General features: G+C 30.1%; 19 protein-coding genes. 4 read left to right on the plus strand and 15 right to left on the minus strand.

From position 1 onward, the window contains the following. Positions 1-75: 75 nt before the first annotated feature. On the minus strand, positions 76-1437 hold the full coding sequence (locus tag AXY43_RS11620; protein ID WP_023975918.1) for a 6-phospho-beta-glucosidase: 1362 nt from the start codon (positions 1435-1437) through the stop codon (positions 76-78). 476 nt (positions 1438-1913) lie between these two features. On the opposite strand from AXY43_RS11620, the gene AXY43_RS11625 reads away from it, so the two are divergent. From AXY43_RS11625 to AXY43_RS11635, 3 genes are read left to right on the plus strand one after another with little or no spacing between them, the layout of a single operon-like run. Further along, positions 1914-2828 carry an ABC transporter ATP-binding protein gene (locus tag AXY43_RS11625; RefSeq protein ID WP_023975919.1) on the plus strand — a complete coding sequence of 305 codons (915 nt, stop codon included), beginning with the start codon at positions 1914-1916 and terminating at the stop codon, positions 2826-2828. A 13-nt stretch (positions 2829-2841) separates the two neighbouring features. After that, positions 2842-3846, plus strand: coding sequence for an ABC transporter permease (locus AXY43_RS11630; RefSeq protein ID WP_039770763.1), 1005 nt, complete (start codon positions 2842-2844; stop codon positions 3844-3846). 15 nt (positions 3847-3861) lie between these two features. Then, positions 3862-4647 (plus strand): SGNH/GDSL hydrolase family protein, encoded by a 786-nt coding sequence (locus AXY43_RS11635; RefSeq protein ID WP_023975921.1) that lies wholly within the window; start codon positions 3862-3864, stop codon positions 4645-4647. Between the two features lie 73 nt (positions 4648-4720). Here AXY43_RS11635 and AXY43_RS11640 read toward each other — a convergent pair whose 3' ends face one another. From AXY43_RS11640 to AXY43_RS11675, 9 genes are all read right to left on the minus strand, one after another. After that, positions 4721-6850, minus strand: a complete 2130-nt coding sequence (locus AXY43_RS11640; protein WP_105411567.1) for a glycoside hydrolase family 3 C-terminal domain-containing protein — start codon at positions 6848-6850, stop codon at positions 4721-4723. Between the two features lie 57 nt (positions 6851-6907). Further along, positions 6908-8233, minus strand: coding sequence for a glycoside hydrolase family 30 protein (locus AXY43_RS11645; RefSeq protein WP_105411568.1), 1326 nt, complete (start codon positions 8231-8233; stop codon positions 6908-6910). Further along, on the minus strand, positions 8196-9791 hold the full coding sequence (locus tag AXY43_RS11650) for a response regulator transcription factor (RefSeq protein ID WP_023975924.1): 1596 nt from the start codon (positions 9789-9791) through the stop codon (positions 8196-8198). The genes AXY43_RS11645 and AXY43_RS11650 overlap by 38 nt, the downstream gene beginning before the upstream one ends. Further along, positions 9791-11560, minus strand: a complete 1770-nt coding sequence (locus tag AXY43_RS11655) for a cache domain-containing sensor histidine kinase (protein ID WP_023975925.1) — start codon at positions 11558-11560, stop codon at positions 9791-9793. The genes AXY43_RS11650 and AXY43_RS11655 overlap by 1 nt, the downstream gene beginning before the upstream one ends. Before the next feature lie 57 nt (positions 11561-11617). Next, entirely contained in the window at positions 11618-12460 is an 843-nt protein-coding gene (locus AXY43_RS11660; RefSeq protein ID WP_039770769.1) for a carbohydrate ABC transporter permease, read from the minus strand. Positions 12461-12465: 5 nt separating this feature from the next. Continuing rightward, complete coding sequence (locus AXY43_RS11665; protein ID WP_012060833.1) at positions 12466-13365, minus strand: carbohydrate ABC transporter permease; 900 nt, start codon at positions 13363-13365, stop codon at positions 12466-12468. Positions 13366-13631: 266 nt separating this feature from the next. Then, positions 13632-14810: an extracellular solute-binding protein gene (locus AXY43_RS11670; RefSeq protein ID WP_243099203.1), complete on the minus strand. Its 1179-nt coding sequence runs from the start codon at positions 14808-14810 to the stop codon at positions 13632-13634. Then, positions 14726-14944: a hypothetical protein gene (locus AXY43_RS27905; RefSeq protein ID WP_243099204.1), complete on the minus strand. Its 219-nt coding sequence runs from the start codon at positions 14942-14944 to the stop codon at positions 14726-14728. Before AXY43_RS27905 ends, AXY43_RS11670 begins: the two co-directional genes overlap by 85 nt. A gap of 355 nt (positions 14945-15299) precedes the next feature. Beyond that, positions 15300-16772, minus strand: a complete 1473-nt coding sequence (locus tag AXY43_RS11675; RefSeq protein WP_054249045.1) for an L-fucose/L-arabinose isomerase family protein — start codon at positions 16770-16772, stop codon at positions 15300-15302. A 449-nt stretch (positions 16773-17221) separates the two neighbouring features. Here AXY43_RS11675 and AXY43_RS11680 point away from each other — a divergent pair, with 449 nt between their 5' ends. Continuing rightward, on the plus strand, positions 17222-18970 hold the full coding sequence (locus tag AXY43_RS11680; RefSeq protein ID WP_023976099.1) for a methyl-accepting chemotaxis protein: 1749 nt from the start codon (positions 17222-17224) through the stop codon (positions 18968-18970). A 154-nt stretch (positions 18971-19124) separates the two neighbouring features. Here the strand turns inward: AXY43_RS11680 and AXY43_RS11685 are convergent, their stop codons facing one another. The 5 genes from AXY43_RS11685 to AXY43_RS11705 form a co-directional block, all read right to left on the minus strand. Further along, positions 19125-20435, minus strand: a complete 1311-nt coding sequence (locus tag AXY43_RS11685; protein ID WP_103698919.1) for a PTS sugar transporter subunit IIC — start codon at positions 20433-20435, stop codon at positions 19125-19127. A 188-nt stretch (positions 20436-20623) separates the two neighbouring features. Next, the gene (locus tag AXY43_RS11690; protein WP_023976101.1) at positions 20624-20932 is read right to left on the minus strand and encodes a PTS sugar transporter subunit IIB; all 309 of its coding nucleotides are present in this window, start codon (positions 20930-20932) and stop codon (positions 20624-20626) included. Positions 20933-21009: 77 nt separating this feature from the next. Next, positions 21010-21333: a PTS lactose/cellobiose transporter subunit IIA gene (locus tag AXY43_RS11695; protein ID WP_017212129.1), complete on the minus strand. Its 324-nt coding sequence runs from the start codon at positions 21331-21333 to the stop codon at positions 21010-21012. 431 nt (positions 21334-21764) lie between these two features. Beyond that, a complete protein-coding gene (locus AXY43_RS11700; protein WP_023976102.1) occupies positions 21765-24452 on the minus strand; it encodes a sigma 54-interacting transcriptional regulator in 2688 nt (895 codons plus the stop codon). A gap of 271 nt (positions 24453-24723) precedes the next feature. Further along, positions 24724-26889: a YhgE/Pip domain-containing protein gene (locus tag AXY43_RS11705; RefSeq protein ID WP_039770735.1), complete on the minus strand. Its 2166-nt coding sequence runs from the start codon at positions 26887-26889 to the stop codon at positions 24724-24726. Positions 26890-26898 lie beyond the last annotated feature (9 nt).

Consider the following 26898-nt stretch of genomic DNA (forward strand, 5'->3'; position numbering starts at 1 on the left):
CTTCAAAGAAATCATTTAGCAATCCTTGAAATTTATTATTAAACATTCTTTGTTCTTCTGATTTTGCAAAGTTTACTACTTATTTTTCTCTAGTTTTTCTATTCTTTCAGCAAATTGTGGTAAGTGTTTTTTATGTGCAAGTAACATTTCATCTAATAAATTTTTAGCAATTTGTCCACTTGGAACTAATGGATTTATTGTAAATGCATGAAGAGCTTTGTTGTAGTTCCCTGTAACTGCTGCTGAAATTGTTGTTTCTTCCATTCCCTTCATTATTTGAACCATACCTCTTGGCGCTGGGTCAAACTTTCCAAAATTAATCGGTTCTGGTCCATGAGACGTGATTGTACTTGAAACTTCTACTATAGAGTCATATGGAAGATCCTCTAATGCGCCATTATTCTTTGTGCTAACTACCATAGTTGTTCTCTTGTCATTGTAGATTGAAGCAATTAATTCACAGGCAGCATCGCTGTAGTGAGTTCCACCTCTCTTAGTCAATTGTTCTGGTTTATAGTCAAGCTTTGGATCTTTATATAATTCAAACAATTCTGCCTCTGTCCTTTTTACAACCTCTGCTCTAGTTTCACCTTTTGAGTAACTTTCAAGTTCTTCCATCAACATATCATCTGTAATATAGTAATATCTATGATACGGACAAGGTAATATTCCCAAGTCTTTAATCTGCTCATAGTTAAACTTGATATCTTTAATGTTGGCAACTCCTGCATCTTTCTTTTCTTCTGCTAATAATGGATTGTACAATTTTTCAATTACTTCTGCAGTTTTTTCATTACCTTCCTTATCCCATACTCTATGCCAATGGAAATGATTTAATCCAGCAAACTTAAAGAATAATTCACTTGAAGGAACTCCAAGCATCTTTGCATCATCTTCTATACAGTTGATTGGAACATTACATAGTCCAACAGTTCTGTCCCATCCGCCATATTTTATAGCTGCTTCAGTCACCATTCCTGATGGATTTGTGAAGTTAACAAGCCATGCATTAGGGCATAACTCTCTCATGTCATCTATTATGTCTAATATTACTGGAATTGTTCTAAATGCTTTAAACATACCACCAGCACCGTTAGTCTCTTGTCCAATTATTCCATGGCTTAAAGGAATTCTTTCATCCTTTATTCTTGCATCTAAAAGTCCTACTCTAAATTGAGTTGACACAAAATCCGCATCCTTAAGGGCCTCTCTCCTATCTAAAGTTAAATTAACTTTCCAATCCAGCCCTGCTGCCTTAACCATTCTTTGAGCCATTGCTCCAACTATTTCTAACTTCTCTTTTCCATCTTCAATATCTACAAGCCATATTTCTTTAATAGGCAATTCATCTTTCCTTTTTATAAAACCTTCAATTAATTCAGGAGTGTAACTTGATCCTCCACCAATAGTAACTATTTTGATTTTTTCTTTTTTCATTACTTATTTCCTCCCTTAATCTCGCCTCAGGCAAATTTTTAATTTAAGATATTTTCCTAATCTGAAAATTACTTGGATATAAAATACAAGAGCTACTTTTTTATAAAATACATATAAGTAATCCTTTACCTAAAAGATATCACACCCCAAAATAAAATACCTTATTTTTTCGGATTTAGTGACACATGCTACTATTTAGTTATTTGTTTTTTTATAAAACAGTTTGTTTCATAATATAGCTAGTCTAACTACTTACTAGGAATCAATAAGCAAAATAATGGGAATATTATACCTAAACAAATTTCAGTAATACTTAGTATAAAACATAAAATTAATAGATAATAAGAGTTATAATGAATTTATTCTCACCATGAATTCTTTTCCAAAAGAAACTCATTTGAATCAAATTTTTAATAGATTACTATATCCTCCATACTTTAATCAATCTTAAAATAATTATAAAAAGAAGGTGTACTATGTCAAAGCAAATATTGTTATTAGATAATGTTCATAAATCTATAAAAAATAAAGAAATTGTTAAAGGCATTACCTTTTCAATTAATGAAGGTGAAGTTTTGGGTTTTCTTGGGCCAAATGGTGCTGGAAAGTCGACCACTTTAAGAATGATTGTCGGCCTTTCTTCCCCTACTAGTGGAAAAATTTTAATCGATGGCTATTCAATTACTAAAGATTATGTTAAGGCTATGTCTAAAGTTGGATGTATTATAGAGGGTCCCGATATGTATAATTATTTAAGTGGCTTAGAAAATTTGAAGATGCTTGCTTCTATGAATAAAAACGTTACTAATGAAGATATAACGAGAGTAATTGAACTTGTAGGAATGCAGAATAGAATAAATGAGAAAGTGTCTACTTATTCTTTGGGAATGAAGCAAAGGTTAGGACTTGCGCAAGCTCTTATTCATAAGCCAAAGCTTCTTATATTAGATGAGCCTACAAATGGACTTGATCCTTCAGGAATAAATGAGTTTAGACATATTATTAAAGATCTTGCTAAAAAAGAAAATATTGCTGTTCTCGTTTCTAGCCATTTGATATCTGAGGTTGAATTAATGTGTGATACTGTTGCAATAATAAAAAGTGGTACTTTACTAAAATACGCTTCAGTCTCTGAACTTATAAGTGATAAAGAAGTTTCCTTTGTTCTAAGTGATAATTCAAAGGGAATTAAAATATTAAAAGATAAGTGGAATACTGATAGTTCACTAATAAACAATAATATAATAGCAAAAGTTGATGTATCAAAAATTGAAAAAATTAATTCTTCGTTTATCGAAGAAGGAATAGCCATAAAGTTCGTAAGTATAAATCAGAAAACTTTGGAGGATCTGTTTTTATCACTTACAGAAAGTAACTCTATTGTTAGTTAAGGAGGTGTATATATTGCTAGTATTAGTTAAAAATGAAGTTAATAAAATATTATATAAGCGTAAACTTCTACTTATTAGTGCTATAATACTAATTTTAGTTTCACTTTTTGCATATGGCCAAAATTATCAATATCAAAACACTTTGAATAAGTATTTAAAGACAACTACTCAAAGTGGCGATATCCCTTGGCAGTCATTACAAAAGCAACAAATCCAGGACCTAAAAAATAGGCTTAATAGACCTGATACCCCTGACGAAAGTAAGCCCTCAATTAATATTCAAATTCATCAAAACCAGTATTATTTAGATAACAACATAAATCCAATTACTCCAAGTGCTGCAAAATTTTCAGTTAAGCTAATGGAACAGTCTATATCTGTATTACTACCTTTACTAATAATTCTATTGGCTGGAGATAGCGTATGTGGAGAATTTTCTGCTAAAACTATAAAAGTACTGCTAACAAGAGCTGTTCCTCGATGGAAGATATTACTTAGTAAATATATAGCACTTCTAATCATGTTTTCTATAGTAATTCTAGAGATGGCTCTATTTTCAATTTTAATTTCAGGTTTATTTTTTAATAATTGGGGGTTTAATGAGCCTGTCGCTACAGGTTTTAGCTCTGCTTCCGGAACATTAGATGTTTCAAATGTAATCAAAGTAACCGAATTGCAATATTTAATCCTCGTATACTCTCTTGGATGGTTTGTATCAATTGTTATCGGTACAATTTCATTTATGATTTCAGTTTTAGTAAGAAATACAGCTACTTCCATAGGTATAATGATGGCTACATTGGTTGGAGGAGGCTTTCTTAGGTTATTTCTAAATGATTGGCCTTCAATAAAGTACTTTTTTGCCATCAATCTAAACTTACCTCAGTATCTTACAGGATCATATACTCCAATAAGTGGAATGTCGTTAAGTTTTAGCACTTTAGTACTTCTAGCTTGGGCCATAGGTGCCTTTATTGTTAGTCTTGTTGTATTTTTAAAACAAGATGTATTAGTTTAAAAGGAGGGATTTAAAATGTTTAAAAATATAAAATGGAAATTTATTTTATTGCTATCCATAGTTTCTACCATAACCTTAGTTATGGGATTTATATCAGCATTATCAATAAGTTCTCGCCCTCCTAAAGAGATATCAGATAAGGAGTCTGAACAATCTAAAAGTGAAGAATTAGATCAAAATTATTACAACATACTAGTTCTTGGTGACTCCCTTGCTAAAGGAACTGGAGATGAAAAAGGACTTGGCTTTTCAGGCTATTTTTCAGAATACTGGAAAACTAAAGTTTCAAAGGAGATTAAAATAAATAATCTTGCCATAAACGGAGATGTATCTAATGGGCTTTTAAATGTAGTTCAAGAGTCACAGACCTTAGCTGACATTAAAGGATCAAACATGATATTTATATCTATAGGTGGCAATGAAATAAGTAAACTTAAAAATACAGATATAAGCTCATCCACTACTAAGATAAAAGATATTCAAGATACCTATTTAGCTAATCTAAAATCTATTTTTAATATAATAAGAGCCAATAATCAATCATCTATGGTAGTTTTCATTGGCTTGTATAACCCATTCGGAAAAGATCTTACATCTGATAAGGTAAGCATATTAAATGAATGGAATTATCAAAGTCAGCAGCTTTTATCATTAGATTCAAATGCGATTTTTATTCCAACATATGATCTTTTTAAATACAACTTACAAGATTATCTAGCTGCTGATAATTTTCATCCAAATAGCACCGGTTATCAAGCTATTTCTGGCAGAATAATTGAATCTTTAAAAAATTATAAATAATATACTATAATAAAGCTGCCCAGTCTGATAAATATTTTCCGACTAGAGCAGCTTCATAATATACTATAAAAATTTATGCTAGCTTGATATCAACTTCTAAGGGAGATATTCCAACAAGCTGAATGCTTCTACTATCTGGTTGTGATATACCAACAAATAATTTGAACCTTTTGCTATCTAATATCCTTTCTCCATCATCATTTACCACTTCAAATGATGATTTCTTGATTTTCATTTTTACAATTTTGCTTTCTCCTATTTTCAATCCAACACGTTTAAATCCTGCTAGACTATGATTCCTAACAGCATATTTAGATTCAAGATCTTTTATATAACATTGTACAACTTCTTCTATATCAAAATTTCCTGTGTTAGTTATCTTTATGCTTACCTCTACCTCATCGAAATCACTTTCTACATCTGGTACATGCAATTCTGATAATTTTACAGTAGAATAAGTTAATCCATAACCAAATGGATATAAGCTTTCACAAGACATATAGCGATATGTCCTATCTTTCATTGAATAATCTATAAATTCTGGTAAATCCTTAGTATTTCTATAAAATGTAATAGGTAATTTTCCACTTGGTGAACACTTTCCAAATATTAAGTCAGCCACCGCTCTGCCACCTCTGCTTCCAGGATACCAAGCATCTAATATAGCTGAACACTTATCCTCTGCATTATTAAATGTCAATGCACTTCCTGCACCAATAACTAATATAACAGGTGTACCTGTTTCTATTATTTTCTCTAATAATTCTTGCTGCCTTCCTGGTAAATTTAAGCTTGCTTTATCACCAGCTCCTTCACTATTACCTGCGTCTCCTTGCTCACCTTCAATTGTAGAATCTAGTCCAAGGCATAGAATTGCGACATCTGATCTTTCTGCTATTGATATTGCTTCTTTTAATCTGTCATTAGGTTCTGCTAGTTCTTCAACTCTGTCTCTAAATAAATGACAACCTTCGGAATAATATACTCTTACATCTTCTCCTACGGCTTCATGTATTCCCTCCAACACAGTTATATATCTAGATGCAGTTCCTGAATAATTACCTTTAAGCATGATCTGACTATCAGCATTAGGGCCAATAACAGCAATTGATTTTAAGTTATCTTTATTTAATGGTAATATTCCATTATTCTTTAATAAAACCATTGAATTTCTAGCTGCTTTTAATGATAATTCATTATGTTCTTTGCAATCATTTAACTCATATGGTATTTTGTTATATTCACACTCTTCATCAAACATTCCCAATCTTATTCTTGTTGCCATTAATCTTTCTGCTGCTGTTGTTATATCTTCTTCTGTTACTAATCCCTCTTTATAGGCAAGCAATAATTGAAGATACACATTGCCACAATTTAGATCACATCCATTTTTCATAGCTAATGCCGCTGATTCTGTTGCAGTGCTTGTCACTCTATGATGCAAATGAAAATCAGCAATTGCCCAACAATCGGATACTACATGACCTTTAAAGTTCCATTTTCCTCTTAATATGTCTCTTAATAAAGTTTTACTTCCACAACAAGGCTCACCATTTGTACGATTATACGCCCCCATTACTGCCTCTACATCACCTTCTTTGACACAAGCTTCAAAAGCAGGGAGGTAAGTCTCATATAAATCCTTTTTACTTACAACTGCATCAAATTCATGCCTTAATCCTTCTGGTCCACTATGAACAGCGAAATGTTTTGCACATGCTGCCGCCTTTAAATATTTGCCTTCTCCTTGAAGTCCTTTTACAAAGGCCACTCCTAATCTAGATGTTAAATATGGATCTTCACCATAGGTTTCATGACCACGGCCCCATCTAGGATCTCTAAAAATATTAACATTTGGTGACCAAAAAGTTATTCCCTTATAGATGTCTCTATCATCTTTTTTACTGCTTTCATTATACTTTGCTCTGCCTTCTGTTGAGATAACCTTTGCAATGTCATTCAATAACTCATCATCAAACATAGCAGCTAATCCTATAGCTTGTGGAAATACTGTTGCTATACCTGCTCTGGCTACTCCATGCAATCCCTCATTCCACCAATTATATCTAGGTATATTTAATCTTTTTACAGCTGATGATTTATAAGTTAATTGTTCTGCTTTTTCTTCTAGCGTCATTTTTCCTACTAATTCTTTTGCTTTTTCTAACGCATATTCATGAGTAATTCTTTTTTCTTCGACCATATTACACATCTCCTAAAATAATCATAATATTTATTCTAACTTTTTTTAATTATAAGACTAAACAACCAATGTATTAAAAGAATGAGGCTGAATATTAAAGCTATAATCTTCACCATTAACACTAAATGTGACTTCTTGTAATTCATCAAATGGATTTAATACTTCTAATACAACACTTCCATCTGGATTCTCAAAAGCCAAAGCATTTCCTGCAAAGTCCCCTTTTAGACCTTTCATTGTCGCTCCTTGTTTTATATATTTTGAAAAATGTCTCATTAGATAATACTCCGGATTATATTTAACATCATTATCTTTTGTAACCGTAATAAGTGAATTTTGTTTCCATCCCCAAGTGCTTATTCCCTCTTCTTCAAGTACCATATTCCAATAGGTATAGGCGTTTACTCCATTTATAAAGTATGTCCACATTAAATTAAATACATATTCAGCATATTCCCAGCTATTTTTTCCTTCTCCACATTCATTTTCTGTCTGTATCAATTTCATTTCTGGATAAGCAATTCTTGTCTGTAGCAAAGCATGCTTTCCTCCCCACTGATACCCAACGCCATTTATATATCTTTTTGCATCTTTATCACTTAGTACAGTGTTAGCAAAATTATTATACTGACCAAATTGCCAATTTTCATCTCCATAATCATCATAAGGAGAATTTAATGTTCCAAGCCATATCTCAGCATCAAGTTTATTCTCTTCAAATAATGGCCCGATGTATTCTTTTATAAAATCACGTAATTGTTTTCCTGACCAAACACATGATGGAAACTTCTGATCTGCTATAGGTTCATTTTGTATGTGTACCTGATTAATTTTAATACCCTCTTTTTGGTATTCTTCAATGAATTTCTTAAAGTAAAGAGCATATGCTTTTAGATTTTTCTCCTCCCATATTAATGTTCCGAAATTGTATACTTCCGGGAACTTCATCCAAGTTGGGGGGCTCCATGGAGAAGCAAATAAATTAAGCTCTCCACTATATTTTTCTGCTTCTTTAATGTACGGAATCAAGCATTCTTTATCTCTTTCAATGCTAAAATTCTTCATTTCATAATCGCCCTTAGTTTCATTTAGACTGTACCAGCTTTCTGCATAATCATTTGCTCCAATTGGCAATCTACAATAAGTAAAATTACACTCCTCTGGATCAAATAGATTTCTAAATACCTCTTCTTTCTTATCATTTGGAATCTTTTTTAATGCTATATATCCTAACTCATTAAAACATCCACCAAATCCATCAATAGTTTGATAGGACTCCCCATTTAACTCTAATGTATGGTATGATTTATCTTTACTAATATCTATAGTACTACTTACTAAGCTATCAGTCCTTGTTGTTGAAATCAAAGTTGCTTTCCTCATTATAACTTCCTCCTTTTTCTCTAAATTCAGTTGGTGACATTCCTGTCTGTTTTTTAAAAGCTAAAGAAAAATAATTTGTATCCTTATATCCCACTAAAGTTGCTATTTTACCCGTTTTCATACTGGTTGTTTCTAATAGGGACTTAGCCTTCTGTATTCGTTTACGTATAATGTAGTTATTACAGCCTTCTCCTGTACTATGTTTGAATAGCTTTGAAAAATAGGTTGGAGTTAAATAAAGCATTTCCGCTATACTATATACTGAAATGTCTTCATTTAAATGATCATTAATATATTGTTTTGCTTTTCTTATAATTTCATGGCTTTCTCCAATATCAGTCTGAAGTATTTGTATTATGAAATCTCGTGTAATTCTCAAGGCATCACTTCTACTACAATTTTTTAATGAAATTAATAAAGAATTTAACTTATTATCTGATATATCTCCTTTTTCCATTGCGTAGGAAAAATATATTCCTCCTCCAATATCAAAACATGTTTTCTTAACTAATGATGTCGATAAATTATAAAACTCTATGGCCTCTGAATAAGCCTCATAAATACTCATTACTTTCTCAAGGTCATCTATATTATCTATCATATTCTTCTTAAATTCCTGAACTCTCTCGTTAAATAAAGTCAAACGTATTTCTCTAGGTTCTTTCGTTATGATTTTCCCATAGGTGCTCTTATTATTTAATAAAACACATGCGTCGTTATATGAAATATTGATTTTATTAAATCCGCCTACAACGCTTCCAAGAATTACTTTAGGATTAATATCATACTCATTTTTCAAATACTCAATTAAATGTTGTACTCTTAATGTTACTTCTTCTAACTCTTCTCTTATAAATATGGCGATTACTATATTTCTATTTTTGTCCTCAAATGTAATCCCTTGTTTCTTAGAATCAAATAATTCAATGCAAATATTTTTAATAGATAAATTTAATAATTCAAAATGTTGTTTCCAAGCTAAATTATCATCTATAATTGGACATACCAAAGCAATTTGAAGCATCTCTTCCTTATCGTAAGAATACTCCTTCAATACTTTTTTAAATTCACTTGTCTTCACTCGTTCATAAAGTAAATTTTGCATAATCTGTTCAAGCTTTAATTGTTCTGTTACACCTTGTATCCTGCTATTTATCTTTTGCTCATGGCTTAAAGTTTTCTCATGCTCTAAATCCTCTATTAATCTTCCGATAGCATTCTCAAGTTCTATCTCATCTACTGGTTTTAGGAGATAATCCTCCACCTGCATCTTGCAGCATTTTTGAGCATATTCAAAATTATCATATCCTGTTAAAACAATAATTTTTAACCTAGGATTTAGATAATTCATCTTTTCTACTAAAGATAATCCATTCATCTCAGTCATACATATATCTGTAATCATGATATCAAATGCTTCTTCTTCCATGATTTTTAAAGCTTCAATTCCTGAGGATGCCATTTTAACAGTATCTATCTTGAGTTTCTCCCAAGGAATCACACTACATATTCCTTTTCTAATCATTTCCTCATCATCTACAACTATAGCTTTATACATTAATTATTCTCTCCTTTAGGTAATATAATATCTACCGTAGTTCCACCATGTTCATTTTTCTTGTAGTATAATCCATACCCACTACCAAATAATATTTCAATTCGCTTATGAACATTCCTTAAACCATATCCAGTTTTTTCATCAAATACTGATATAGAGCTATTTATTTCATCAATTTGTTCTTGTCTCATTCCAACTCCATTATCAGCAACTGATATAACTATCTTGTTATTTATTTCTCTTGCGGTAACTAATATCTTACCTTTATACCCATCTTTGACCCTTATTCCATGATAAATGGAATTTTCTATTAAAGGTTGAAGTGTAAGCTTGGGTATTAGTACATTTTTGAAATTCTCATCTACATTTATTTCACACTCAGCAATTCCACTATATCTCATATTTTGTATGATCAAATAATTTTCTACATTTTCTAGTTCTTGCGAAATAGGAATAACATCTTTCCCTCTACTTAGACATAATCTATAATAATTAGCTAACGCTTTTACCATTTTTGATACATCTTTATTTCCATCAGATAAAGCCTGCCAATGTATACACTCTAGTGTGTTATATAAAAAATGTGGTTTAATTTGAGATTGCAGTCTGTTTAATTCGATTTGCTTAATCTCAGATTGCTCTTTTTTTATCCTATACATAAGTATATTAATTTCTTCAATCATGATATTAAAGCCACTTGCTAGTTGCCTAAAATCTTTGCCATCATAATCTTGTTCCATTCTAACTTCCAGATTTCCCATCGAAACCTCTCTCATCTTTCTTACAATGTCATCCATCGGCTTATATAAGTTATTGCTTAGTTTATAGCAAGCTATACTAATTAATACTCCAGCACCTATTACTAAAGCTATTATTAAAATTATTACTGCATTGGTATCTCTTAACATTGATCTTGTTGGTATCTCCCCCACCATATACCAATCCCAATTATCAAGCTTCTCATAAATAACCATCTTATCTTCAACTTTTTGTTGGCCACTTTTTCCTTGTAATACGCTTTTATAAGGACTTTCTGTTCCAATCAGAGATTTATCCTCATTAGATATAATAACTCCATCTTTATCTGTTAAATATGTTTGTACTTTTAGCCCTTTATCTAAATTAGAGTAAAATTCTTTTATACTTTTTTCTCCAATTCCTATTACTAAAAATCCAGTATATTTATTAAAATTGTATTTATCATTGATCGGTTGATATATATTTAGTACATACTGATCTGGATAAAATACTTTTTTCTTCATGCTTATCTTACAGTTACCAAACTTTGTGCCTACAGCATCTTGATAGTCCTTTAAAGTTTGAGTCCTGAAATCGCTACTTGTCCAAGACTCTCCAACATATATTAACTCTGGGCCATCAAATTTCACCAATCCAATATAATCTATATAACTGTTTGTATTTAAGAGATATCTTACTGACGAATATGCATCACTTGTATCTTTGTTATAATTCTTTGAAGTCAGCCTATTATTCATTAAGAATTCTTTAACTCTACTGTCCCCTGTGATCATATTTGATGTCTCAATAATATTCTTTAATGTTATATTTAAAATATCCGTTATTGTTTCAAACTGTCCTTGCACTAATCCACTGGATTTTTCAGTAATTTGCTTTCCTGCTAATTGATAAACAGCAAAAATTACAAAACTATTAGTAATTAAGACTGCCAATATAAAAAATGTAGTAATCTTCTGATTAAATTTCATTTTAGATAGCTTATTTATAACTTTTCTCAATTCCTTATACATACCTGTATCCCTTTTTGTAATTCTTATATATAAGAGTTACCTACCATAAGTATATTATTAACCTTTGACAGCTCCTGCCATCATGCCCTTTATTAATTTATCTTGTCCAAAAATAAATGCTATGATCATTGGTAACATAGAAATAGTTAATACCGACATAATCATTGGAACATTCATTGTATATTGACCTTGATATTCCCAAATAGCAAGTGGTAATGTTCTATTAGGTAATGTTTGAGTTAAAACTAATGCAAAACTGAATTCATTCCATATAGCAACACCATTATAAATTGCTAAAGTTGCTAGCCCTGGCTTCACTAATGGAAGCATAACATTTGAAAAAATTTTATATTTATTGCACCCATCTATCTCAGCCGCTTCTTCTAATTCCCTAGGAATTGCCTGCATAAATGTAACTAATATAAATACTGAGATTGGTAAATTAAAAGCCACATATGGACCTATTAATGCCCAAGGACTATCATACAAACCCATCTTAGTAGTCATCAAAAATATTGGAAGTAATGTTACATGAATTGGCACTGACATACATGCTACTATTATAGCATATATTGGCTTATTTAACTTAAATTTGAATCTAGATAATGGATAAGATGCACATGCACTTAAGAATAGTAAAATTACTAGCGACACTATAAGTACTAATATACTGTTTTTAAAATAAATAAATATGTTTCCTTTGAATACGTCAATGAAATTCTTTAAATATAAACTTTTTGGTAAATCGAATACACTTCCCATAAGCATCTCAAATTGCTGTTTGAATCCTGCTAATAACATAAATATAAAAGGAACTATTGTAATTAAAAGCCATGCTATTGCTAGTATTCCAACGATAGCTTTTATAGATAATTTTTTTATTAATGAATTCTGCTTCATAATAGTCAATCTTCCTTTCTATTTAATGTTTTAATTGTGATTAATGATATTATTGTTATAAGAATAAACATCCCTGAAGCAATTGCTGAACCATATCCCATTCTTTGAGATAAAAACGCATTTTTGTACATATAAGTTGCCATAAGTTCTGACGCGTTACCTGGTCCTCCACCTGTCATAACATATATGAGATCAAAATATTTTAATGATCCAACCATTGATAATACAATTGCACTTTTAATAGCTGGTTTCATAAGTGGAAGTGCTATTTTCCAAAAATACTGACTTTTTTTTGCTCCATCAATTATTGCTGCTTCATATAAATCTGATGGTATTCCACTATATGCAGCCAAAAAATACACCATATAGAAGGGAATAAATTGCCAGCAAATAGCTATTGTGATGGTTAATAGTGCTGTCTTAGGGTTACCTAATAAGTCTACTGAATGCCCACCTAATAACTTTGATATTCCTGATACTATACCAGAATTTGCATCTAATGCATACTTAAATAAATAACCAATTGCAACAGATGACATTAACATTGGTATAAACCAAATTACTTTAAATATATTAAATTTTTTCCCACCAAAATCTAAAAATGTTGCAAGAGCAAGACCTATTGGTAATTGGACAGCTATAGATAGAACCATAATAACAATATTATTTAGAAACGCTTTTCTAAAAATTTGGTCAGCAATAAGTTCTTTCCAGTTATTTAATCCTACAAATACCTTATTTGATGCAAATCCATTCCAATTATAGCAACTTAAATTAAAAGAGTAGACAATTGGATATGCTATATATATTATTAAGAATAAAAATGCTGGCACAAGAAATATAATTGCTGCATTTCTCGTTGACGCGGCACGTCTTTTAGCTAAACTATTAGTTTGTGATTGCACTTTTTCTCTCTCTCCTTTATATAATTATTGAGCTGTTACAAAATTAATTCCACCGCATAAGTTCAACTTCTGCATTTGACTTATAATATAAACATATTTACATCTCTGATATATCATATTTGTACTCCTTTTTCAGAAATCATAAATGCTTTGCACATTCTCATTCAAAGATAAGCTATAATTCAAATCTAAATTTGCAATTGTTTATATATAATAGAATTTTTATTTTGCAACAGCTTTTACATTATTTTTTAATGCTGCTATAATTATTTATTTTTTGCCTTATATGAATCCATAGCAGATTGTAGTTCCTTATCTGCATCTTGTGGAGTCTTAGTTAGCCCAAATATTTCTTGGCAAGTTGATTTGTGTACTTCTGCAACTTCTGCTGGTAAGTATTGGTCATACCATAATTGAACTCCTTTTGCTTGGTTAACTGTGTCTAAGATTTTTTGTGTTAATGCATCGTCTGGTTTGAAATCTTTAAGTGGAATAATCTTACCTAATTTCTTACGATCTTGTAATGCTTGATCATCTAATAAAGATTGAATTAATTTAAAAGCACCTTCTTTATCTTTACATGTTTCTGAAATTGAATATAAGTTATCTCCAACTGTTCCTGCACAAAGTGATTGATCTTCTTTTGAACCGTCTAATGCTGGGAATGGGAAGAATCCTAATTTACTCATAAAGTCTGGATTTTCACCAAGTACTGTACCTGTGAACCATGAACCCATTAAATCCATAGCTGCATCACCTTTGTATAATGCTTGTCTAGCTTGACCACTATCATCATCCATACCATTGAATCCATCTATAAAGTAACCTTTTTTAACCCAATCTTGAATTTTGCTTCCAGCAAATTCAAATGCAGGGTTTTCAAATTTTCCTTTTCCTGATGCTGCATCTGCGAATGCATTTAACCCACCAAAACGAGTTGCTAAGTACATATAATACATAGATCCTGTCCATTTTGTAGCATTAGCTAAAGCAAATGGCGCCACTCCGTTTGCTTTTAACTTATCACATGCAGCTTCTAATTCAGAAATAGTTTTTGGCTCTTGTATTCCATATTTAGCAAAAACATCTTTGTTATAGAAGAAACCTGCTACGGATACGTTTTCAACTGGAACGGCATAAATTTTTCCATTGTATGAACATTGATTAATTCCAGCATCTATAAATTTATCTTTGTAGTTATCTTTGTTCATGAATTCTGTAAGATCAGCAATTTTATTTGAATTTACATAATCAATTAATCCTGATCCTCCCCATTGAATAAATACATCTGGAGTCTGATTTGAACTCATTGCCATAGATAATTTCTGTTTGTAGGAATCATTAACCTGATCAACAACTTCTACATCATATTGTGGGTTAGCTTCCATAAACCTTTTAACTGATGCTTTAATTGCATCTGCTGCTGTTGACGTTTGGTATGCCATAATGTCAATTTTGTCTTTCCTGAAGCAGATCCACCGCTTGTCTGTGAAGTGCTGTTTCCGCAGCCAATCATTGATGCAGAAACCATAGTTACTGTCATTATGATTGATGCTATCCTTTTCAAATTCTTATTCATATACCTTTCTACCCCCTAGAATTTTCATATATTTGATATACTTATATATTAGCATTGATAACGTTTAATAAAAATTGAATAATTTGTCTTTTAGATATAATTTTATATCCTATTGTAATTTTTCTTTATTAAACGCATAAATAACCTCCATTTTAAATAGTTCTCTAAAATACTATCTAAATAATGAAGGCATTTATATTTTTATTCACATATTAAATTTTTATAAATTGAGGCTGAAAGCTGGAGGGGAACCTGCCTTCAGCCTTTGAAATATATTACCTCAAAAACAAAGATAGATAAAAAAACTGCCAAGAATATTTATCTATAACCCTTTGATTCTGGTAAATATCCAATACTATTTGAAAGGATTTTCAGTTTTGTAAAGCATACCTTTTGGTTGATTGAATCCAACTTCTTTAACACCTAAGTATCTAAATAAGTTGTAAACAGCTTTTCCAAAGTGTCCAAATGCAACTGCTCCATGATGAGGATATCTGCCTTCTACTAATACGTGACGATAGAATCTTCCCATTTCAGGAATTGCAAATACTCCTATAGCTCCAAATGAACGAGTTGCAACTGGTAATACTTCACCTTCTGCTACATAAGCTGTAAGTTCTGCATCTGCATTACTTTGTAATCTGAAGAATGTAATATCTCCTGGTACTATATCTCCTTCAAGTGTTCCTCTAGTTATATTTGGTTCTTGATTTGGTTCAAGAGCTCTTGCCATAATCATTTGGTTTTTCATTGTTCCACATGTTAATTTACAAGCTGCTGTATTACCACAGTGGAATGCCATGAATGTATCATTTAATGAATAATTAAATTTCCCTTTAACTTCTGATTCATACATATCAGCTGGAACTGTATTGTTTATATCAAGTAATGTTACAACATCTTGGCTTATGCAAGTTCCGATGTATTCACTTAATGCACCATAAATATCAACTTCACATGATACTGGGATTCCCATAGCTGTTAAACGGCTGTTTACATAACATGGTACAAATCCAAATTGTGTTTGGAATGAAGGCCAGCATTTATTTGCAAATACAATGTATTCTCTTGAACCTTTATGTTCTTCCATCCAGTCTAATAATGTAATTTCATATTGAGCAAGCTTTGGTAAGATACCAGGCATTTTATTTCCTTCACCTAATTCTTTTTCCATGCTAGCTATAACGTCTGCAATTCTTGGATCATCTTTATGATCATTAAATGCAGCAAATAAATCTAGTTCTGAGTTTTCTTCTATTTCAACACCTAAATTGTATAATTGTTTAATAGGTGCATTACAAGCTAAGAAATCTTGAGGTCTTGGACCAAAAGAAATTATTTTTAAGTTCTTTAATCCTAATAATGCAGTAGCAACTGGCACAAATTCAGAAATCATTCCTGCAACTTCTGGAGCTGTTCCTACTGGATATTCTGGAATGTATGCTTTAATGTTTCTTAGAGCTAAATTGTAGCTTGCATTTAACATTCCGCAATATGCATCTCCACGTCCGCCTATTAAATTATCTCCGCTCTCTTCTGAAGCAGCTGCAAACATAACTGGTCCATCAAATTCTTTAGCAAGTAAAGTTTCTGAAGTTTCAGGACCAAAGTTTCCTAAATATACAACTAATGCATTTACTCCAGCTTCTTTAACTTCAGCTAAAGCTTTTCTCATATCTTTTTCATTTTCAACAGTTGTTTGACATTCAAAAATTTCTCCATTAAAAGCTTCTACTACTGCTTTTCTTCTATTTTCTGATAATTCCATTGGGAAACAATCTCTACTTACTGCAACAATTCCTAATTTTACTTGTGGTATATTATTCATTTTTAACTCCTCCATTTTTTATGAATTTTAAATTCTTATAATCAGATCTTGACAAATTTTACGAAGTATATTATTCGATATTTTAATGCTACAAATTAGATTTATTAAGTTAGATATTAATTAATATCCTATTCCTAAATAATTGAATCTAGCTATTATTTTACATAGCCTGTCCGAGTTTTAAATTTAGCTTTAGTACTTGTTAATGTTTCACTTTAAATATATTTTAAAATAACTTTTTAAATGTTGTTTGATAAGTCTATAATAAAGCTTTTATATTAATTAGTCAATACCTTTTTGTATACATTTTCATAATTAATTTTTCTAATAGTTATATACTGTAAAATGCATAAATTTTTATCTATTTATTCAATTGCTGTAATATGTAAACTTTGATATAATAATATATGTTAATGTTTTCACTTTGAATTTAGTAGGAGTGATTCGGTATGAATAAAATTAAAAAAGCTTTTAATAAAGATAAACAATCCTTCATAAGTAAATCATTCAAATTAAACGAAAAATTCAAAAACTATTCTATAAGTAAAAAAATAGATACAACCTTTAATTTTATACTTATATTTACATTATTGAGTATGGTTATATCTATAGGTGTACTACTATCATTATCTGCTAGAACTTTTTCTCTATATAATGGTCCTTATCATATTTCTCAAGCATTATCCGATATTAGGCTTGCATTTCAGGTTTCTGATACAAATATTTCTAGAGCTGTAATAGAAAATAGTCCTAAAAATAAGGAAGACTTTATAAGAAATTCCGATGAAGCCCTTGAAGAGCTCACTAGTAAGATAGATTTATTGAAGCAAAATACAAGTGATAAATCTGCCATAGATCAACTTACTAAAAATTTAAGTATTGCTGATACCTATAGAAAAGAACTATGCAATTCTATCAAAAATAATGATCCTAAAAGTACAATAACTTCTAAGTTGGATACATATAGCTTTCAAATAGATATTGTCGAAAATTATATTTCTCAATTATACGAATCTTCTAAAGGAAATGCACAAACATTTGTAAATGAATCCATTTTTTACAGGAATTTGGCTACCGTAATTCTTGTTTTAATAATTATATTTTTAATACTCATTCCAAGATTTCTAGGTAAAACTTTAAAATCTTCTATATTTGAAGGAATAAATAATGTAAAAAAAGTTTCTACAAATTTATCAAATGGAATATTAAACATAGACAATGAATATTCTTCAAAAGATGAAATGGGTGATATGTTCAATGATTTGAAGAAATCTATAGATATGCTAAAATTATATATTAAAGATATAACATATACATTAGAGGAATTATCAAATAGAAATTTAAATATTAACAAAATGGAATCCGTTCATTACATTGGGGATTTTGCGCCAATACAAAAATCTTTAGATGAAATTATAGCTAACTTAAATTCTAGCTTTTTAGATATAGATAAATCAATTGATTTTACTGCAAATAGCGCGAAAGAAATTTCTTCAATTACAAAAGTACTTTCCGAAGGAGCTTCTAATCAAGCTAGCGCAGTGCAAGAACTTCAGGGAAACTTTAATATAATACTTGATCAAGTAAAAAAGAATACAAATAACTCTGAAAAAGCTTATAATTATTACAATGAAACAACAAAGATTGTTGCTGATGGAAATAATAAAATGAAACAATTAATGGAATCTATAAACGAGATTGCTACTGCCTCCAATGAAATTTCAGCAATTATAAATACAATTCAGTCAATATCTGAACAAACTAACTTATTAGCTTTAAATGCAGCTATAGAAGCTGCCAGAGCAGGCGATGCCGGAAAGGGTTTCGCCGTTGTTGCTGATGAGGTACGAAAATTAGCTGAACAATCTTCTAATTCTGTTAAAAATATTACTCAAATAATAAAGAACTCATTAAACACTGTATCTAAAGGCGAATTGATAGCAAATGAAACTGGTATAGCCTTAAATAGCATTGTCGAAAATGTTGAATATACTTCAGAGTTAGTAAAGGAAATAGCTACTGCTTCTGAAGAGCAAACAAGTGCAATATCAAAAATGACTTTAAAAGTGGATATTATATCAGATATTGTCCAAACTAACCTAGCAACAGCAGAGGAAACATCAGCATCTATTGAAGAATTAGCATCTCACTCGCAAATTATGCATGAGCAAATTTCTGAATTCAAATTACAACATTGATATAAATAAGCTTCCATATAAATAGTCTTTGAAAATAACTATTTTATATAGAGGCTATTTATTATAGAAAAAGTAATAATAATTTATCTTTAATTAAATTACGACTACTAATTTTTAAAAATGTTCTTGATTTAATTTATATCAAATTTCAATTTTATGCATTTTTTGCTGCCTGTTCATTTTTAAAGTTTAAAGCATCTTGTTTCTTAAAGAATGGGTAGTAAATAACAAATGATACTCCCATAATTACTAATTGCAATAACGCCATTTTCCATCCACCTAAGATAAGTCCTGCTATTATTGGTGGTGTTGTCCATGGAACTAATACTCCAGTAAATAATGGAACTAACCCTGTATACATTGCAAAATAAGTAATTAACCCTGTAACCATTGGAGTAAGTATAAATGGTATTGCCATAAATGGATTCATTACTATTGGAGTTCCAAATGAAACTGGTTCATTTATATTGAAAAATCCTGGTACTATAGCTAATTTACCTAGTTCTTTACTTTGTGCTGATTTTGCAAACAATAACATACATATTACAAGTCCTATTGTTACACCTGAACCTGTCATACCAATCATATTGTCTAAAAATTGTTGTGTTACTATATGACCACCATTAGCTACTGTAAGTGCTTTTCCACTATTAACTATAGCTTGATTTTCCATTGCATTTGATGTTAGTATTCCTGTCATTATACCACTTATAATTGATGATCCATGTACTCCAAACCACCATAAAAATGGGATTATAAATGTCATAACAATAACTCCGCCTAAAGAATCTGTCATTCCTTGTAATGGTGTTTGTATTAACTTATATATTAGTTCTATAAATGTTGTATTCATTCCATATTTAAGAATACTATAAAGTATTGTTGCTCCAAGCACTATAACTGCTGCTGGTATTAATGATGCAAATGAGTTTGCAACCCCTTGTGGTACACCAGCTGGCATTTTAATTGTAATCTTCCTTTTCATGAACCATGAGTAAATTGCACCTACAACTAAACCAATAATAATTGCTGTAACCATTCCTTTTCCACCAGCAAATTCTTTACTAATAACATCGCTTACTTTTTCTCCTCCCTTAGTTATCACATAAGAATTAGTTGTTAATAAAAATACTACAAATGATATTATTCCTGCAGATAGAGGTTCATGTCCCTCGTTTTTCGCATAGGTATATGCTATACCTATTGCCGCAATAAATGCAATTATTGAGAATGTAGCTCCATAAGCTTGAAATAATGGCTCTGTCCATCCTGGTCCAAGCTGACTAGCCATCCAATCGTTAAATGGCTGATATGGTATTTGTGCAAGTAATAAAAATACTGATCCTACCATAATAAAAGGTAATGTAAATAAAATACCATCTTTTAATGCTATAACACCTTTTAGGTTAACAAACTTCATAACTACTGGTATAACCTTTTCATTTAGGGTATTTCCAATTGACATAATGATTCCTCCTTAATTAAATATAATATGATAGTCAGAATATATAATAATAAATATGTTAGGCTTAATATTATCTTTTATATTAAAGTTACAACCTTCCATATAGCCTGCTAATATCTTAAATGATTATATATAACTTTGTACAATAATTCAGTTTTATATTACATTTTTCTATATAAATTCAGTTCTTATTTATTAGCTAAATTTAGTGCAAATTCTAGCACTTTTGCTCCATTCATCATTCCATAATCAACCATTGGTATTACATCCACTGGAATTCCAAGTGGTTCACACATCTTTTTTGCTTTTCCTAATGTATATCCAACTTGTGGCCCTAATAGTGCAACGTTTACATTATCTAGATGTTTATCCATTTGTCCTTCTGGAAAAGCTTCTATATCTACTTCTACACCTTTGACCTTAGCTGCATCCTTCATTTTACTAACTAAAAGACTTGTTGACATTCCTGCTGCGCAAAATAATCTAATTTTCATCATAGTTGATTCCTCCTTAAATATATATAGTTTATTAAAATAAGAATTATAGTTGTTGATTAATTAAATTTATATCTCTTTTATTGTTTTACTAATGTATTTATAATTTTCCTTAATTCCATTATTTGTTCAATTAAATTCTTTTCAGTTATTGCTGTCATTAAATGATCTTGTGCATGTACAAATAAAACCGATATATCAACTTTTTCTCCATTAGCTTCTTTATGAAGAAACATTGTCTGACCTTCATGAGCTTTAGCTAATGCATCATTTGCTAATTGCATTTCTTTTTCAGCTTCCTCATAATTTCCTTCGTTTACATTATTAAGAGCCATATAAGCATGATTTTTGCAGTCTCCAGCGTTTATTATAATATTCATGATTGCTAATTCTAATTCTTCCATTTTGCTCTCTCCTTTTAATACTTTTTGTTTTTATACTTTATATTAATTTTGTTTTGTTTTTCTTATGCTTATATATAAAGCAATAACCGTGCCAAGTTTCTGATGCAGAAATAAAAATGTGATTATGAGTTCAATCGTAGCATTTATGCACTTTTGAGGATAATAAAACACTTTAAAAACAATTATTATGTGTTTTACTTTTTCACAAATTTTTTAAAACAAATGGTCAATGTGTTTTATTTTGTGTATTTATTATATGTTTTATACCCAATTTTTTAGATATTATAGATTCAAGACAATATTTTGCACTAAATTATAAAACTTAGTCTATAAATTTAAACAAAAAAAATATAAATATCTATAAAGTAAGATTACTAGTTATCCTACAGAATAGATATTTATATATTTCTTATTTTTTCATGATTCATTTATTAAATGTTATTACTATCAAAGAATGTCATTAAATAACATATTTCATCATCTGAAACACTAATTGAATACTTTGTATTTATAGGTGCACATGCATTTTTCACAATTTTATATAGATTAAAATTATTTTTTATATAATCCTTTTTCCCTTCAAATTCTAAGGTAATTTTACCTTCCTTATATCTATCTATTACACACGCCATATGAAGTGTTATTCCAATTAGAATATTAATCTTTATATTAACCTTTAATTCTTCAGTAACAGTTCTATTGAATTTCTTTATGCTCTTTAGTACCATTATTCCATCAACATTTTTTAAATCACGCTCTAAAGTTTCCTCCATTTTTATATATGTTTCTTCTGCATCAATAAGGTTTTGTATATCCTTAGCACAATCTCCATCTATAATATCATCTAGCGAAAACTGCGGACTATTTACATCTAATTCAAAAGGTCCGACAAAACAAATAATTTCGTATTTATTCCTTAATTTTTCTATTCTTTCATATACATTTTCTTTGCCTATAAAATTTATAGGCACAATTTCTATTACATTTTTATCAAAAGTTAGATTTCGTTCCAATATTCCCTTAATAGTCTTAGCTCCACCTTCACCAGTTGTACACACTGTTACTATTGCTAATCTTTTATCTTTCTCGTTTTCCTTATAATCTATATCTGCAACATTATCATCATATAAACTATTAACATCTAGTGTTTCTCTATATATTTCGTCCAAAGAATATCCCATCATAGATTTTCTTGTTGCTTCTAATGCATGCAAAGTGCTGACTAATGGTATGGTTCTAGTTTTTATATTAGATATATTTTCTACTTCTTTTCCAAAAGTCGTAAGTGATCCCATATCTACTAAAAATAATATATCCGATTTAATTTTTTGTTCTCTAATATATTCTATAGTTTTCTCTAATATATTCTCAGGTTTTTCTTCTATGGGTGCATTAATACCCGCAGTATTTTCTGTTCCAAGCAGACTATTAACTGCCTCAGCCATTGATGTCGCAGTACTAATACCGTGGGCAATTATTATTATCTTTACATCATTTTGTATATATCTTACGTTTCTATAATTATAACTTAAGAACATAGCTATAAATCCGGCTTCATCAATTGGCATACTTATATCAATTGATCTCTCTATCATCTTCAAAGCATCTAAAGCCACACTAAATTCTTTTTTATTTTCTTCTCTAATACTACTTAATTTAGGATTAACAATTTTTTTATTTCTCCTTATTCTATCTATTGAATTACTAATATGAACTGCTAACCCATAACTTATTTTTTTGTCTAGCTTTATTCCCAGTTCTTCTTCGCAGAATAAAATAATCTCCTCGATTATATCCATAACATCTTTCTCTACGATGTTTTTTATATTGGTCATATCAACTTTAGTACTAAAATCGTTAATATATTTTTTAAAATAATCTTCAATATCTTTTTCTATTTCTTCCTCTAGATGTTCTCCTTTTATTCCCTTTGCTTTAAGTTCATTTGTCCTTAAATCTAACATCTCATAGATATTGCTATCATTAGTACCTTCTTCAAATATCTCCCTATCTTCATCCTTATCAAATATTAGATATCTCTTATTTATATCAATCAATTTGTTCCATAACTGTCTATGTTCTATCTCTTTATATAAACCTTCCCTTATATATAGCGGTAAATCTATACTATTTATCTTTATTACATCTTTTCTATTCGACAGAAAATCAGCATATGCTTTAGCACAAGCTAATTGTATATCAGATCTTAACTGCCCTACATTGTTCTCACAGTTATATGATAAAAAAGCTTTTATTGAGTTTACTGACACCTTAATACTTTTTCCAAGTCTTCCTGACTCTTCAATCATAAATTGTTTTATTAGATTGAATCGTTCTTCCATTCCTCTATTCTTTAATGATGGTATTGTTATAACCATAGGAATTCTTCGAGTAAATGTTTTTAGCAATGTAGTATTTGGATCCTCTGTAGTAGCCGTTATTATAAGAACATTTGCACTTCTTTCACTTTCTGTTTCTCCAAGCCTTCTATATACCCCTCTATCCATAAATGTAAAGAACATCTCCTGCCCTTCTGCAGGCAATCTATGAACCTCATCAAGAAATAAAATTCCTCCATTAGCTTTCTCTAGCAAACCGACCTTGTCAAAATCCGCCCCTGTATAAGAACCTTTTCTTACTCCGAATAATTGCCCAAGTAATAACTGAGGATTATTTGCATAATCTGCACAATTAAATGTTATAAAAGGACTATCTTTAGATTTCACATTCATTTCAATGGCATATTTATAAATCAGTCCTGCAAAAGTCGATTTACCAACTCCTGTTTCCCCAAGTAATAATATATTCATTCCATTTGGTGGATACAATATTGCGGCTTTTGCTTGCTCTACTGCTGAATATAGACTAGGGTTAGCTTCCGAAAACTTATTTATGACTGATAAATTTGAGGTAACGTTTTCCTCATCTATTGCAATAAATAGTGTCGGCTTCCCCTTTATCTTTATTGCCTTCCCATCACTTACTAATTTATTCAAATCATTACTTACATTTGCTCTGCTAAGGTTTAACTCCTCCGCAATTTCTAATGCAGAAATTCCATTTGGAAACAAATCTTTTATTTCTCTTAACTTTGCAAGAATTAATTCAATTCTTTTCATCTCATTAATCCCCCCCTATTAACTTAAAATATTTTTACATACACTACTTAACTTAAAATATATAAAGCGAGACTCTATACATAGTAATATAATAACATACTATTTATTAGTCTCGCCTACTTTATCAATGACAATAATGATATTTGTTTGTAATAGTCCAATTACAAATTATATCATTGCTTTTTTACTTTCTTGTAAATACCTACCTTAAGCAATTAAATTAGGCTCATACATTTACATAAAATGAACATAATTTAATTAGCGTTTATCTTCACTCTCCTACTAATCCACTTTCTCTCATCCTATTAACAAATTTTTCTGACTTCTTATTCATCTTTTCTTTTAAAAATACAGCAATAATTATTGATATGAAAAAATATATAGATAAAATTCCAATATTGTAATATAAGGAACTCCAGATGATCCCACCCTCTGCCTCTCTCATTCCTCCTATTGCATATGTAAAAGGAAGCATTGGACTTATATTTTGAAAAAATTTAGGCGTAAGCTGTATTGGGAAAGTTCCTCCTGATGCTGAAACCTGAAGTACCATTATAATTAAAGCTAAAGCTTTACCCACATTCCCAAATACTGATACCAAGGTGTATATAATCATTATAAAAATTATACTTACATACATAGAAAATATTAAAAGTATTACTGGACTTACAGAATAAGTCTTAATAAAAAATAAATTTCCTAAAACAATGATAATAGCTTGGAGTAGTGAAAGGGTTGCAAGAGTTAAGAACCTGCCAAAAAACATTTTTGTAGTTCCTAAATTCTTAACATCATCCAGCGCTTCTACATGGACAGATAGTATAGAAAGTAATGTAAATCCACCTACCCATATAGCAAGAGTACTGTAAAATGGAGCCATAGCTGATCCATAATTAGGTATAGGAAATACCCTGTTTTGAACTGGCTCAATTGGATTTGCCAGAAAATCACTTACATCCTTTGTATTTTTCTGTAGAAGACCTGTGAGTTCGTTGAATTTTTCATCATTACTCAAACTTTTAAATTTTTCAACATTACTGTGGATAGTCTCCTCAGTTTTTGGAAATTTATCTTTAATATTTTTAATCTGTTCTGCCCCTAAATCAGTACCAATATTAGCATCTTTTAGCAGACTATTTATTAAAGGTATATTATTTTTTGCACTTTCTAAAAGTGTTAATGAGTTGTTTGCCATATTTGTTGTATTGTTCACAAGACTATTTATTGCTGGCGAAATAGCGCTGTCAAAATTATTTATTGAATCATCAATAAGTTGTGATGTTTTATCTATCCCTTGTATTAGAGATTCTACTGCATCGGAAGAAATTTTATTACCATTACTTAATGTAGTTATCAAAGCATCTAAATTTAATTTATTTTGAACTAATTGATCCCTAATATTTTGCATTTTATTTATAAAATTAGATATTGCACTACTATGTAAAATATTATTTACAGATTGAAGTATATTTATATCATTATTAACAGCAGATAGTGCATTATTCATTTTAGTTGAAGCTAATCTTAGAATATCCTGCTGCCCCTTAACATCTGTATCAACGGAATTATTAATACTGTTAAGTGCATCTCTTGTTGCAGTAGAATTAGCCTTTACTGTAGCTAAATCTGTTCTAACATACGGAGATATATTTTTTATTGTGTCATTAACCTTAATAAAAAAGTCATTACTGGATTGAACAGCATTTTGAGCGTTGTTCAGTGAATTTGTTATATTAGGTATATTCCCTTGAATATTTTGTATAAAGTTATTTAGATCTACTGCCCCATTATAAGCATTATTTATTCCTTCACCAATTTGAGGTAGGTTATTATCTATGTCATTTATAATATTCATAAGTTCTTCTAGCTGAGGCTTAATTTTCTCAAGTTCAATACCATAAGCATTCATATAATTAAGCACAGTACTACTTACTTCTTCTGTAACAGAACTAGTTATTTCATTTTGTAAACTTGTTAATCCGCTTTTTGTAATTTTAGGTGCTATAGCATTAATTTTTTCGTTAACAGAATAAATAAGTTTAGCTTTTTTAGGCTCACCACTTGCTGCAACTGAGAGAAGATTACTCGAAAAATCTTCAGGTATAGTTATACTAGCATAATACTTACCATATTTTACTCCACTTTCTGCTTCATCCTCGTTAACAAAAGTCCATCCAATACTTTCATTACCTTTCAGCTTATCTATTACCTCTCTACCTATATTAATTTCTAGGTTTTGAAATTGAGCGCCTTCATCATTATTTACTACTGCTACTAAAAGTCCTTTGGTGTTTCCATATGGATCCCAAGAAGCTATTATATTAATCCATGCATATAAAGCAGGTACGAAAAGTAACCCTACTATTATAATCATGAGAGGAATATTAGTTGTTATTTTTCTTATATCCCTTTTGTAAATTTTAAATATTGTACTCATAACTTTTGC

Origin of the sequence: Clostridium sp. MF28 (assembly GCF_002969175.1) — a bacterium.
Taxonomy (GTDB): Bacteria; Bacillota; Clostridia; order Clostridiales; family Clostridiaceae; genus Clostridium; species Clostridium beijerinckii.